At 63.5% G+C, this 12,510-nt stretch carries 12 protein-coding genes; 5 read left to right on the top strand and 7 right to left on the bottom strand.

Annotation, left to right across the window (positions count from 1 at the left end; all coding sequences use genetic code 11):
- Positions 1-59 precede the first annotated feature (59 nt).
- From galE to SB772_RS29575, 4 genes are read right to left on the bottom strand one after another with little or no spacing between them, the layout of a single operon-like run.
- Complete coding sequence (galE, locus tag SB772_RS29560; protein WP_410836701.1) at positions 60-1,082, bottom strand: UDP-glucose 4-epimerase GalE; 1,023 nt, start codon at positions 1,080-1,082, stop codon at positions 60-62.
- 12 nt (positions 1,083-1,094) lie between these two features.
- Positions 1,095-2,243: a glycosyltransferase family 4 protein gene (locus SB772_RS29565; protein ID WP_410836702.1), complete on the bottom strand. Its 1,149-nt coding sequence runs from the start codon at positions 2,241-2,243 to the stop codon at positions 1,095-1,097.
- A 28-nt stretch (positions 2,244-2,271) separates the two neighbouring features.
- The gene (locus SB772_RS29570; RefSeq protein ID WP_410836703.1) at positions 2,272-3,102 is read right to left on the bottom strand and encodes a glycosyltransferase; all 831 of its coding nucleotides are present in this window, start codon (positions 3,100-3,102) and stop codon (positions 2,272-2,274) included.
- Positions 3,099-4,361, bottom strand: a complete 1,263-nt coding sequence (locus SB772_RS29575) for an oligosaccharide flippase family protein (RefSeq protein ID WP_410836799.1) — start codon at positions 4,359-4,361, stop codon at positions 3,099-3,101. Before SB772_RS29575 ends, SB772_RS29570 begins: the two co-directional genes overlap by 4 nt.
- 305 nt (positions 4,362-4,666) lie before the next feature.
- Here SB772_RS29575 and SB772_RS29580 point away from each other — a divergent pair, with 305 nt between their 5' ends.
- From SB772_RS29580 to SB772_RS29600, 5 genes are all read left to right on the top strand, one after another.
- On the top strand, positions 4,667-6,061 hold the full coding sequence (locus SB772_RS29580; protein ID WP_410836704.1) for a phosphomannomutase/phosphoglucomutase: 1,395 nt from the start codon (positions 4,667-4,669) through the stop codon (positions 6,059-6,061).
- A 219-nt stretch (positions 6,062-6,280) separates the two neighbouring features.
- Entirely contained in the window at positions 6,281-7,282 is a 1,002-nt protein-coding gene (gene waaC, locus SB772_RS29585; RefSeq protein ID WP_410836705.1) for a lipopolysaccharide heptosyltransferase I, read from the top strand.
- A gap of 47 nt (positions 7,283-7,329) precedes the next feature.
- On the top strand, positions 7,330-8,214 hold the full coding sequence (locus SB772_RS29590; RefSeq protein ID WP_410836706.1) for a Kdo hydroxylase family protein: 885 nt from the start codon (positions 7,330-7,332) through the stop codon (positions 8,212-8,214).
- 58 nt (positions 8,215-8,272) lie between these two features.
- Positions 8,273-9,586 (top strand): lipid IV(A) 3-deoxy-D-manno-octulosonic acid transferase, encoded by a 1,314-nt coding sequence (gene waaA / locus SB772_RS29595; RefSeq protein ID WP_410836707.1) that lies wholly within the window; start codon positions 8,273-8,275, stop codon positions 9,584-9,586.
- Between the two features lie 128 nt (positions 9,587-9,714).
- Entirely contained in the window at positions 9,715-10,464 is a 750-nt protein-coding gene (locus SB772_RS29600) for a Fic family protein (protein WP_410836708.1), read from the top strand.
- 3 nt (positions 10,465-10,467) lie between these two features.
- Here SB772_RS29600 and ureG read toward each other — a convergent pair whose 3' ends face one another.
- Genes ureG through ureE form a run of 3 tightly spaced genes read right to left on the bottom strand, consistent with a single transcriptional unit; the run spans position 10,468 to position 12,508 of the window.
- Positions 10,468-11,112: an urease accessory protein UreG gene (gene ureG / locus SB772_RS29605; RefSeq protein WP_341312988.1), complete on the bottom strand. Its 645-nt coding sequence runs from the start codon at positions 11,110-11,112 to the stop codon at positions 10,468-10,470.
- Positions 11,113-11,124: 12 nt separating this feature from the next.
- Positions 11,125-11,805 (bottom strand): urease accessory protein UreF, encoded by a 681-nt coding sequence (locus tag SB772_RS29610; protein ID WP_410836800.1) that lies wholly within the window; start codon positions 11,803-11,805, stop codon positions 11,125-11,127.
- On the bottom strand, positions 11,792-12,508 hold the full coding sequence (gene ureE, locus SB772_RS29615) for an urease accessory protein UreE (protein ID WP_410836709.1): 717 nt from the start codon (positions 12,506-12,508) through the stop codon (positions 11,792-11,794). Before ureE ends, SB772_RS29610 begins: the two co-directional genes overlap by 14 nt.
- Positions 12,509-12,510: the final 2 nt, after the last annotated feature.

Raw genomic sequence — 12,510 nt, forward strand, 5'->3', positions numbered from 1 at the left:
CCCGGCATATGTCCCGTGTTATCAGGTTCCGGCGACAGCGGTGCTAGCGATGGTGCAGGTCATACAAACCCGTTCGGATTCGTCGACTGCCAGCGCCAGTGATCGGCGCACATCCGCTCGATACCGAACGCCGCGCGCCAGCCGATGATCCGCTCAGCCGCCGCCGGATCGGCAAAACACGAAGCCACATCGCCCGGACGGCGCGCCACGATCTCGTACGGCACGGGTTTGCCTGACGCCTTTTCGAACGAGCGGACCACGTCCAGCACGCTGTACCCTTGCCCCGTTCCAAGATTCACGACGAAACTCGCATCGCGCGTGACCAGCGCATCGAGCGCCGCCAGATGCCCGCGCGCCAGATCCACCACGTGAATGTAATCGCGCACGCCGGTGCCGTCAGGCGTTTCATAATCGCCGCCGAACACCCGCAGCTTCTCGAGCTTGCCCACGGCAACCTGTGCCACATATGGCATCAGATTGTTAGGAATGCCAGCCGGATCTTCACCGATCAAGCCGCTCTCGTGCGCGCCAACCGGATTGAAATAGCGTAGCGTCGCGATCCGCCACGAAGGATCCGCAATCTCCAGATCGCGCAAAACCTGCTCGGCAATCAGCTTCGACTGCCCATAAGGATTGGTCGCGGAAAGCGGAAACGATTCGTCGATCGGCGAACTCTTCGGCACGCCATAAACCGTCGCGGAAGAACTGAACACGAACTGCTTCACGTTGCGATCGCGCATCACGCCGAGCAAGGTCAGCACGCTGCCGACGTTATTGCTGTAGTACTCGATCGGCTTGGCGACCGATTCGCCCACCGCCTTCAAGGCAGCGAAGTGAATCGCGCCCGTAATCGGATGCGCGTCGAAGATACGGTTGAGCGCGGCTTCATCGCGCGCGTCGGCTTCGTAGAAGGCCAACGCCTTGCCGGTGATCTTCTCTACGCGCCGCAGCGATTCGCGATTGCTGTTCACGAGATTGTCGATTACCACGACGTCGAAACCGCCGCTCAGCAGTTCGACACAAGTGTGCGAGCCGATAAATCCCGCGCCGCCCGTTACCAGAATCGTGCCCTTCGTGGTCATGCCGTTGCTCCGTTAGAGTAAAACACCCGTCATTTTCTGCACCAGGTCTTTATATGTTTCGACGACCACGCGTTCGTCGAATTCTTCTGCGACTTTCTGTCGGCCGCGTTCTGCCATTGCGCGGCGCTCGGCGCTGCTCATGTCGAGCATCTGCGCCAGTTTCGCTGCGAGGCTGTCCGCATTGCGCACTTCGCACAGCCAGCCATTGACGCCGTCGGCCACCACTTCGCGGCAGCCCGGCACATCGGCCGCGACGATCGGCCGGCCCATCGCCGAGGCTTCCATCAACGTGCGCGGCACACCTTCACGATACGACGGCAGCACGATGCAATCCGCATCGGCGATGAAAGGCCGCACGTCGTGTGCCTCTCCGAGATACTCGACGATGCCTTCCCGTTCCCAGGCGGCGACTTCTTCGCGCGTGATCGCGCTCGGGTTGTCGACGCCGACCGGTCCGAGCAGTTGGAAGCGCGCCTGAGGATAACGTTCACGCAAACGCCGCGCAGCTTCGATATATTCGCCGACGCCCTTGTCCCACAGGAGCCGCCCGATCAGCACAAACTTGAATTCCGCCCGCTCGGGCAGCGGCGTGAACGCGAACTGTTCGAGATCGACGCCTTCGCCGTGCAACAGACGCGCACGTTCAGGATGCACCAACAAATTCTGCTCGACAAACGCTGCCTGGTCGTCGCGATTCAAAAACCAGATTTCGCGCGGGAAACGGAAGGCGAAACGGTACAGTTTTTTGGCGACTTGCGCAGCGCGGCTCTGCTGGATGAACACGTAGCCGAGCCCGGTCGTCACCGCCACCGATTGTACGCCTGCCAGTTTCGCCGCAATCGAGCCGTAGATATTCGGCTTGATCGTGTAATGAAACACGACGTGCGGGCGGATGCTTCGATACAAACGATACAGCACCAAAAGCGTCCGCAGGTCTTCGCGCGGACTGGTGCCTTTCGACGCCACCGGCAATTCGATGCAGCGGCACCCCATCGCGGTCAGCAGTTCGAAGGTGCGATCGCGCGGCGCAAGCACCGTCACGTCGATGCCGCGTCCAACCAGCACGCGGATCAGCCCTTGCCGATACGTATAGATTGCCCACGCGGTGTTACAGACGAGTGTAATGCGCAGCGCGGGCGTCGACTTCAAGGCAAGCTTCATGCGGGAACGGGCTCGACGGTGGAAGGGATTAATGACTCGCACGCGCTGCGAGCAGCGTGCGCTTGACCCGCTGTAACGCGTGGTAAGGCGTGACCAGATGCAGCAGATTTTTGGCGAGGCCGAGCCAGTCGTACAGATTGGCGGGGTTGAAGTAGCGTAGTTGCAGCCGCAGCGTCGAGCTCACCTGACGGCGCCGTCTGGTCGCGCTGATGCCGCCTTCGTTCAGCTCGTAGTAGAGCCCGAGTTCCGGCAGATTCGCGCAGTCGTAACGCTCCATCAAACGCACGAACAGATCGAGGTCTTCCGCCGAGCGGTATTGCGCGCGATAGTTGCCGACCGCGCGGACCGCGTCGATACGCAGCATCATCGAAGGGTGAGCGAGGCACGAGCGGAAAAATCGCAGACGACGAATCGCCTTCGGCTCGGCGGGCGGGCTCAGCATGAACAGCGGCTTGCCTTCACGCGTAACGACCTGCGTCCACATGCCGAGGCCCGCCACCTGCGGATGCAGTTCCATGAACATGCGCTGTTTGGCGAGGCGTTGCGGCACGCTGCGATCGCCCGCGTCGATGCGCGCGGCGTAGCGGAAACCGCGTTGGGCGAGGGCGTCGATACCGGTTTGCAGCGCGCGTTCGATACCGCCGTTCTGCGCCATGCGCAGCACTTCGATATGCATGTTGGCGATCGCCGGCGCGGAGATCGGCGGCGTGCTGCCGTCGTCGACGATCAGCACGTGCACCGGGGCGCTTTCGCTGAACGAGGCCAGCGTGAGATCGACGTCGGCCTGGCCGTTGTATGCGGGCATCAGGACCGCGACGTCGTCGAGGGAAATCTGCGCGGCGGCGGATGAATTCGTCATGAGCGCAATTTGAAGCGGATGTAGTAGAGATTGACCGACGCAGCAGCCAGATAACCGACCGCGAGACCCACCAGCGCGCCATATGGGCCCAGCCGGGGAATCGCCAGCAGATTGACGACGAAGGCGACCGCCAGCGCCAGCAGCCACTTCGACAGCAACACGAATTTGGCCTGATATTTCAGCACGATCAGATTGCCGATCGCTTCGATCCCGGCGGGCACGGAGAGCCACACGGCCCAGCGGAAGATCTCGATCGCGCCTTCAAAGTCCGGCCCGAACACGCGGCGGATGATGACGCCCGCCAGCAGATCGAGCACGATCGCGCCGCTCACCATCAACGCGGCGGTCATCGCGGTGAGCCGCCACATGTTACGGCGCAGTTGCGCGGCGTCCTGCACGCGATAGACGAAGGCGGGCGCAATCGTCTGCGCGAGCATCAGTGCGAGCGTGATCCAGTTTTCGTTCAACTGTTGTGCGGCCGAATAGCGTCCGAGGTCGGCGAAGGAGATCGCTCGTTCGAGCATCAGCCGGTCCAGTTTCAGGAACAGATACATACAGATCAGCCCGAGCCAGAACACCGTGCCCGCGCTCGCGAAGTGGCGAAACAGCGAACGGTCGAGGTGCCAGCCGAGCTTGCCGCCATGCCGGCGGACGTAGTAGATCAGCAGAACGGCGCCGATCGCCGCGGATTCGAGTGCCCACAGCCAGCCGAAGCGCGCAGGCGCCGCCGCGGCGCGCACCAGCAGATAGACGAAGCCTGCCTTCAGCACCGCGGTGCTCATGCTGGTGAGCAACTGCGGCTTGCTGTACGTCATGCTTTGCAGCCACGCATTGATCACGCCGACGAACGGTTCGCGAAACAGCATGGTCACCGCGAGGCCGGCGAGCATGGCGCCAACCAGCGGCTCGAAGAAGTGCAACGCGATGCCGAGCCACGTCAGCAGCAGCGCCGCCACGGAAACGGCAATGCGTAGCGCGAAGGCGCTGCCGAGCACGGTGCCGAGCTGAGCCGGCGGCCGGTTGACGATGGTGGGGACCAGAATCTCCGCACCGCACACCCAGGTGACCGGCGCAAGCACCAGCAGCAGCGTGTTCGCATACTGCCATTTGCCGAAGATGTCCGGTCCGAAGTAGCGCGCCAGCATGCCGCTGATTACGATCGCGACGCCGATCTGCGTGAGCCGCTCCAGCCCGAGCCAGACGATATTGGTAAAGGCGCGCGTGACGTCGGGGTTGGCGAAGCGTTTGAGCGTCAGCATCCGGTCGACGCTCGCCAATCCGGTTGCGCGAATTGCCTGCGTGGCGCGAGCGTCGCAAGCCGCGCGGCGGCAGCGCGCGCCGTTGCCCACCTGGCCGACTGTCGCGGCAACTTTCCAAAAGGAGGGCGTCTAAGCATTAGAATAGGCGTCTATAAGGCAAGTCCGAAAAGCGCAATTATAAGTTGGAACCGGATCGCTTCCGGCAAGGGCGCTTCGCGAAGTTGTACCGATCGGTTAACGAGCAATTTACCGATCAATAGGCGAAGTGTCGGTCAAAATTTTCCATTGCACGCAAGTGAGCCAACATGATCTCCAAATCTATTTTCAAGGCGTATGACATTCGCGGTGTGATCGGCAAGACGCTCGATGCCGACACAGCCCGGTCGATCGGCCGCGCGTTCGGCAGCGAAGTGCGGGCGCAAGGCGGCGACGCCGTGGTGGTCGCGCGTGACGGCCGCCTGTCGGGTCCCGAGCTGATCCAGGCGCTATCGGACGGTTTGCGCGCGGCGGGCGTCGACGTGGTCAACGTCGGCATGGTGCCCACGCCGGTCGGCTACTTCGCGGCCAGCGTGCCGTTGCAGCTCGAAGGCGGCGAACGCCGCGTCGATTCGTGCATCGTCGTGACGGGCAGCCACAATCCGCCGGACTACAACGGCTTCAAGATGGTGCTGCGCGGCGCGGCCATTTACGGCGAGCAGATTCTCGCGCTGCATCAGCGCATCGTCGACGATAACTTCGCTACCGGCAGCGGCACCTACACCGAGTACGACATCGCCGATGCCTATCTCGACCGCATCGCGAGCGACGTCAAGCTCGCGCGCCCGATCAAGATCGTGGTCGACACCGGCAACGGCGTGGCGGGCGGCCTGGCGCCCAGGCTCTTCCGGAAGCTCGGCTGCGAACTGGTCGAACTGTTCACCGAGATCGACGGCAACTTCCCGAATCACCACCCGGACCCGGCACACCCGGAGAATCTCCAGGACGTGATCCGCGCGCTGAAGGAAACCGACGCTGAAATCGGTTTCGCGTTCGACGGCGACGGCGACCGCCTCGGCGTCGTCACCAAAGACGGCCAGATCATTTATCCGGACCGCCAACTGATGCTGTTCGCCGAAGAAGTGCTGTCGCGCAACAAGGGCGCGCAGATCATTTACGACGTGAAGTGCACGCGCAACCTGGCCAAGTGGGTGAAGGACAAGGGCGGCGAACCGCTGATGTGGAAGACCGGCCACTCGCTCGTGAAGGCGAAGCTGCGCGAAACCGGCGCGCCGCTGGCAGGCGAAATGAGCGGTCACGTGTTCTTCAAGGACCGCTGGTACGGCTTCGACGACGGCCTGTACACCGGCGCGCGTTTGCTGGAAATCCTCACGCGCGTGGCCGATCCGAGCCAACTGCTGAACTCGCTGCCGAACTCGCATTCCACGCCGGAACTGCAGCTGAAGCTCGAAGAAGGCGAAAACTTCGCACTGATCGCGCGCTTGCAGCAGAACGCGAAGTTCACCGGCGCGGACGACGTCGTGAAGATCGACGGCCTGCGCGTCGAGTATCCGGACGGCTTTGGTCTCGCGCGTTCGTCGAACACCACGCCGGTGGTCGTGATGCGTTTCGAGGCCGATAACGACGCAGCGCTCAAGCGCATCCAGGAAGACTTCCGCCGCGTGATCCTCGCGGAGAAGGCCGACGCGAAGCTGCCGTTCTAAAGGCTCCAGCGGCGGCGCGGTTCGAATTGAACCGCAGGCCGCTGTCGAACGCGGCGCGGGTTTCACTTACCGCGCCGCGTTTTTTCATGCCATCGACCCGTGGCGCGCTAGAATTGCCATCCAAAGTTTACTCGCCCCCTCGGGGGCCTGGCGCGAAGCGACAGGTTCGGGGGCTCTCTCTCAACGCATCTTCGGGCCGGATAGCCGGTTTTCCCACACTTGAGCGTGCAAAAGATACTAATAGTGAGGGTGTCGTCACTGGGCGACGTCGTTCACAACATGCCGGTGATCGCCGACATCCTGCGCCGCCATCCGCAAGCGCAGATCGACTGGCTCGTCGAAGAGAGCTTCGTGGGGCTCGTGCAGCTCGTGGGCGGCGTGCACCGGGCGATTCCCGTGTCGCTGCGGCGCTGGCGCAAGCGCCTCTTTTCGGCTGACAACTGGCGCGAGATCGGCGCGTTCCGCCGCGCGCTCGCCGCCGAGAACTACGATCTGGTGATCGACTGCCAGGGGCTCATCAAGACCGCATGGGTCGCGCGGATGGCGCGCGGGTCGCTGGTCGGCCTCGCGAACCGCACCGACGGCGCGGGCTTCGAATGGCCGGTGCGTTTCTTCTACGACAAGCGCGTGCCGATCGAGCCGCGCACGCACGTGGTCGAACGCACGCGCCAGCTGGTGGCCGCGGCGCTGAACGACCCGCAGCCGCAACCCACCGACGATATCGATTTCGGTCTCGACACCGGGCGCGCGGCGCTGGCGTTGTCGGAGGCGAATCTGAACCTGCCGGTGCCGTACGTGGTGTTCGTCCACGCCACCTCCCGCGCCGACAAGCAATGGCCCGATACCGCGTGGATCGAACTGGGCCAGTCGCTGGTGCGGCGCGGCGCGTCGATCGTGTTGCCGTGGGGCAGCGAAGAAGAGCGCGCCACCAGCGAACGTCTGGCCAGGGAATTCGGCGCCGCGGCGATCGTGCCGCCGCGCCTGTCGTTGCCGGCGGTGGTCGGCCTGATCGAAGGCGCGGCCGCGACGGTCGGGGTTGACACAGGTCTAGTTCATATCGCGGCGGCGCTGAAGCGGCCGACGGTCGAGTTGTACAATTTCGCCACCGCGTGGCGTACCGGCGGCTACTGGTCGCCGAACGTCGTCAATCTCGGCACGGCCGGGCAGCCGCCCACGCTGCAACAGGTGAAGTCCGCACTGGCCGGTTTCGGCCTGCTGTAACGCGGCGTGCGCTTCGCCTCACGCTTCATCCGTTTTCAAGGGCGACCATGAACGAAACCCAGATCATCGAAGTTGCCACCGCTGACTGGCACGGGCGCAACCTGTCCGTGCCGCGCGAGACGCTGCTGGCCGCCGTCGAACGCGGCAAAGTGCTGTATTTCCCGAATCTGCGCTTTGCGGTCGAAGGCGGCGAGCAGGCGCTGCTCGATCCGGCGCTCGCCGATCCGAACCGCAAGAACATCAGCCTCGAACCGAATGGCGGCGCGCTGCACGGCGTGGCCGGCGACGCCGTCACGCAATCGGCGGTACGCGCGTTGATCGCGCGTTATCAGGCCAATGCGCGCACGCTGGTCGATGGACTTTTTCCCGAATACAACGGCAAGCTGCGCGTCGCGCCGACGAGCCTGCGGCTGCATAAAGTGGAAACGCGCCAGACCTCCTGGCGCAAGGACGATAGCCGTTTGCATGTGGACGCATTCCCGTCGCGGCCGAACTACGGCGAGCGCATCCTGCGGGTGTTCACCAACGTCAATCCGCAAGGCGTGCCGCGCGTGTGGCGCGTCGGCGAGCCGTTCGAGGACATGGCCAAACGGTTCCTGCCGCGCATCAAACCGCAGATGCCCGGCTCCGCATGGCTTTTGAATCTGCTGCACGTGACCAAATCGCCGCGCAGCGAATACGACCACCTGATGCTGAATCTGCACGACGGCATGAAGGCCGACCTCGCGTATCAGAAGTCGTGCCCGCAAGAGACCATGCCGTTTCCGCCGGGCAGCGTGTGGGTGTGTTTCTCCGACCACACGTCGCATGCGGTGATGTCCGGCCAGTTCATGCTGGAACAGACTTTCTTCCTGCCGGTCAAGGCGATGGCGCAGCCGGAATGCGCGCCGCTCGGCATTCTCGAGCGCCTGAAGGGCAGGGCGCTGGTTTGAGCGCCGCTCTCTCCTTGCCAGGCGGGCTGAAACACACGCGGCGAAAAGCGGAGCGCCGATGCTGAGGGCGATTTATAACGCGCTCTGGTGGATCGTCGCGCCGCTTGCCGTGTTGCGTTTGCTGATCCGCTCGCGCAAGGAGCGCGGCTATCGCGAGCATATTGGCGAGCGTTTCGGTTACGCGCGTGGCCGGCTGCAGGAAGACAACGCGCCGCTGATCTGGGTGCATGCGGTATCCGTGGGCGAGACGCGCGCCGCGCAACCGCTGATCGACGCGCTGATGAAGGCGCGGCCCGACGCGCGGATTCTTCTTACGCATATGACGCCGAGCGGGCGTGCAACCGGCGAGCAGATTTTCGGCGACCGCGTGTTGCGCAGCTATTTGCCGTACGACATGCCGCACGCGGTGCGGCGGTTTTTGCGGACGTGGCGGCCATCGCTCGGGCTGGTGATGGAAACCGAAGTGTGGCCGACGCTGATCGATGAATGCCGTCGCGCGGATGTGCCGCTGGTGCTCACCAATGCGCGGATGTCAGCGCGTTCGTTCAAGCGGGCGGCCAAGTTCGGCAATGCGACCAAGGACGTGTTCGGCGGTTTTGCGCGTGTGCTGGCGCAGAGTCCGTCGGATGCGGAGCGGCTCACGGCGTTGGGTGCGCGCAATGTCGCGGTGCTCGGCAATCTCAAGTTCGATATGAACACGCCGCCCGAACTGGCGGCGCGCGGTCATGCGTGGCGCGCGGCGATCGGTGCGCGGCCGGTGTGGGTCGCGGCGAGTACGCGCGAAGGCGAAGAGGCGCTGGTGCTGCAGGCGTTCGCGGCGCTCGGCGTCGACAATGCGTTGCTGATTCTGGTACCGCGTCATCCGCAGCGGTTTAACGAAGTGGCGGCGCTGGTCGAGAAGGCTGGGTTGCGCATGGAGCGGCGTTCGATGTGGGCACCGGCTGCTGCTGTGGCTTCTGCTGCTGGCGCCGCAGCGGGTGGTACGTCTGCTTTGCCGTCAGACGTGAACGTGCTGCTCGGCGATTCGATGGGCGAGTTGGGCGCTTACTATGCCGCTTCGGATCTGGCGTTCATCGGCGGAAGTCTGCTGCCGCTGGGTGGCCAGAATCTGATCGAGGCGTGCGCCGTGGGCGTGCCGGTGCTGATCGGGCCGCACGTGTTCAACTTCACGCAAGCCACCGCCGATGCGGTCGCGGCCGGCGCGGCGGTGCAGGTGCAAGACCCGGCCGATCTGGCGCGCGTGCTGCGCGAACTATTCGGCGACAAGGCACGGCGGCTGGCGATGGGTGGGGCGGCCTCGGCGTTTGCCGCGCGCCATCGCGGGGCCACGGCGCGGACGGTGGATGTGTTGATGGCGGTGTTGCCGGAGTAGCGATTCGAGCGCCGCAAATTGTGGCGCTCGCGTTATCGCTTTGTGTGCCGATAAATCGTATATTCTGCCAACACCGGGCTTGAGCGCCGACCGCCCTGTGACTCGAACCGCATTCTTCACGATCTGCCATGACGCTTTTCACCGACCTCGGCTTCCAATGGGACCGCGCCGCGATTCCGCAAGACATGCCGACCCATTCGATCAAACGGGTGTGCTTCCGTTTTCATCGGATGCTGCCGGAATTCGTGTGGGATGCGAGCGTGCTCGAAGGTAATCCTTTTACGTTCCCCGAGGTCAAGACACTGCTCGATGGCGTAACGGTGGGCGGACGGAAGATCTCTGATCAGGAGCAAGTCCTGAACCTCGCGGAGAGTTCGAAACGTTTGCTGGCGATCGTACAGAACGGTAGTTTTGCGCTCGACAAAGCGACGTTTTGCGATCTGCATCGTCTGGTTGCACGTAACGAGGCGTTGGAGTGGGGCGTGTTCCGCGGTGAAGGAGATGAAACCCGGTACACGCCCGACGTAGCGTTGGGTGAGGCAGGGCGATATACGCCGCTGCCGACCGTGGCGGGTGCTCCCGAACTTAACCGGGTTTTTGCTGCGGGAACCCGCGCGTTGACCGATCAGGTCTCGAATGCCTTCGAACGTGGCTGCGCGTTCTTCCTGTTCGGCGCGTTGCAGCAATTCTTCTTCGACGGCAACAAGCGCACGTCACGCTTCATGATGAACGGCGTGCTCATGTCGAACGGCATCGACGCCATCAGCGTCCCGGCGCAGCGCGCGGGCGACTTCAACGAAAAGATGGTGCGCTTCTATCTGTCGAAGGATGGGACCGAAATGATGGCATTCCTGCTCGAATGCCATCCGGGTGAGTGAAGCTCAAACCTTCAACAATCCCTTCTTCTCGATAAACTTCACCACCTCATCCAGCCCATCGAGCGCCTTCAGATTGCACATCACGAAGGGGCGCTCGCCGCGCATCTTCTTCGCGTCGGACGCCATCACGTCGAGATTCGCGCCGACCATCGGCGCCAGATCCGTCTTGTTGATCACCAGCAGGTCCGACTTCGTGATCCCCGGTCCGCCTTTGCGCGGAATCTTCTCGCCGCCGGCGACGTCGATCACATAGATCGTCAGGTCCGACAACTCCGGGCTGAACGTCGCCGCCAGGTTATCGCCGCCCGATTCGATGAACACGATGTCCGCGTCGGGAAAGCGCGTCAGCATGCGGTCGACGGCTTCGAGGTTGATCGACGCGTCTTCACGAATCGCCGTGTGCGGGCAGCCGCCCGTCTCCACACCCATGATCCGTTCGGCCGGCAATGCGCCCGCTACCGTCAACAGACGTTGATCTTCTTTCGTATAGATGTCGTTGGTGATCGCGACGAGGTCGTACTGTTCGCGCATCGCCTTGCAGAGCATTTCGAGCAGCGTGGTCTTGCCCGAGCCGACCGGGCCGCCGACGCCCACGCGCAGCGGCGGCAGTTTCTTCGTACGAAGCGCGGGGTGATGAGGTGCGTTCATGATGGATCTTTGTTATGAGCGAAAGAGCCGCGAGTATTGTGACTCATGACGCGCCGACAGAATGCCTAATTGCGGCGCGAAGGTGTTGATGTTTTCGGGTGACGTGGCGAGTGCACGCGTGACGGCGGCGTCGATCGGTCCGCGCAACGCGACGATGATCCGTTGGCCGGCGAGCTGGCCGAGCGGCACCGCTTTCAGCGCGGCGGCGGCCTGGTTCTCCACCCAGCTGAACGCGTAGGCGGCGAGGGCGGCGTCGACGGCTGCGTCGTGTGCATACGCTGCGAACGCAAAAGCCGTGGGTTGGGCCAAAGGCGTCATCGAAGCCAGCGTCGTGCGCCTCGATGCATCGCCCCATTCCAGGGACACGCACAACTGCCGCAGCGACCAGCCCATCTGCTCCGTTTCGCGCCTTAGTTCGGCCGATTCCCGACTGGCCAGAAATTCGCTATTCGCTTCAGTGAGACCCGCAGCATCGTGCACGCGCCAGCGTTCGATCTGATGCGCTAGAAACGGCAGCTCGCCGTGCGCTAGCACGTCCGTTAAACCGCTGGCGATCCAGTCGCGAGCGGAATCGGCATCGGTGACCAGTTGCGCTTCGATGGCGGCTTCGAGACCCTGCGAGTAGCTGAACGCGCCGATCGGCAGCGCCGGCGACGCGAGATGCAGCAGCGCCGTGAGTTCAGCGATGCGCATGATGATTGTGATGCCCGTGGCCGCATGATTCGTCGTGGACGTGATCGTGATCGCCGTGATCGTGCGAATGGTCGCTGCCGTGGTCATGCTCATGCAAGTGACCCTGCGCGTGGCTGTGACCGTGTTCATGACCATGCGCGTGATCATGTGCGTGACCATGCTCATCATCGTGCGAGTGCTCGTGCCCGTGATGCTCGCCGAACACCTGCTGCGCGAGCGCATAGTCTTCGGCGAAGGTCTCGTCGTGACCGTGCTTGTGGCCGCCGCCATATGCACCGGATTCCGGCTGGAACTGCATCGACATCTGGTCGACCGTCGCGCCGATGCGCTTGAGCATATCGGCCAGCACCGGATCGTATTCGAGTTTCAGATAATCCGCGCCGACTTCGACCGGCGTGTGGCGATTGCCGAGGTGATAGGCGGCGCGCGTCAGCGTCAGCGCATCTTTTGCGCGAACGTAAAGCACCGTCTCGGGCGCGGCCACGATGCGAACCAACCCGCCGTCGTCGGCGACCAGAACATCGCCGTCGCGCAGCACCGTGCCGCGCGGCAGCAGCAACGCGACTTCTTCGCCGTTATCGAGCGTTGCCGCGAGACGGCTCTTGCGGCGGTCGTCGAAAGCGAGCGTCAAGGTCGGCGCGCGCTTCACCAGAACCGGTGCGAGCTTCAGATGCGGCGCGATCAGTTTGTCGATAGTGCGCATGG

Origin of the sequence: Paraburkholderia sp. SIMBA_030 (assembly GCF_046535245.1) — a bacterium.
Classification (GTDB): Bacteria; Pseudomonadota; Gammaproteobacteria; order Burkholderiales; family Burkholderiaceae; genus Paraburkholderia.

What these genes read in the sequence shown, in the direction of transcription:
- SB772_RS29575 (WP_410836799.1), bottom strand. Translation starts at nt 4,361, where the DNA reads ATGCTGACGCTCAAACGCTTCGCCAACCCCGACGTCACGCGCGCCTTT.
- SB772_RS29565 (WP_410836702.1), bottom strand. Translation starts at nt 2,243, where the DNA reads ATGAAGCTTGCCTTGAAGTCGACGCCCGCGCTGCGCATTACACTCGTC.
- galE (WP_410836701.1), bottom strand. Translation starts at nt 1,082, where the DNA reads ATGACCACGAAGGGCACGATTCTGGTAACGGGCGGCGCGGGATTTATC.
- SB772_RS29590 (WP_410836706.1), top strand. Translation starts at nt 7,330, where the DNA reads ATGAACGAAACCCAGATCATCGAAGTTGCCACCGCTGACTGGCACGGG.
- SB772_RS29600 (WP_410836708.1), top strand. Translation starts at nt 9,715, where the DNA reads ATGACGCTTTTCACCGACCTCGGCTTCCAATGGGACCGCGCCGCGATT.
- SB772_RS29580 (WP_410836704.1), top strand. Translation starts at nt 4,667, where the DNA reads ATGATCTCCAAATCTATTTTCAAGGCGTATGACATTCGCGGTGTGATC.
- ureE (WP_410836709.1), bottom strand. Translation starts at nt 12,508, where the DNA reads ATGCGCACTATCGACAAACTGATCGCGCCGCATCTGAAGCTCGCACCG.
- SB772_RS29610 (WP_410836800.1), bottom strand. Translation starts at nt 11,805, where the DNA reads ATGCGCATCGCTGAACTCACGGCGCTGCTGCATCTCGCGTCGCCGGCG.
- ureG (WP_341312988.1), bottom strand. Translation starts at nt 11,112, where the DNA reads ATGAACGCACCTCATCACCCCGCGCTTCGTACGAAGAAACTGCCGCCG.
- SB772_RS29570 (WP_410836703.1), bottom strand. Translation starts at nt 3,102, where the DNA reads ATGACGAATTCATCCGCCGCCGCGCAGATTTCCCTCGACGACGTCGCG.
- waaA (WP_410836707.1), top strand. Translation starts at nt 8,273, where the DNA reads ATGCTGAGGGCGATTTATAACGCGCTCTGGTGGATCGTCGCGCCGCTT.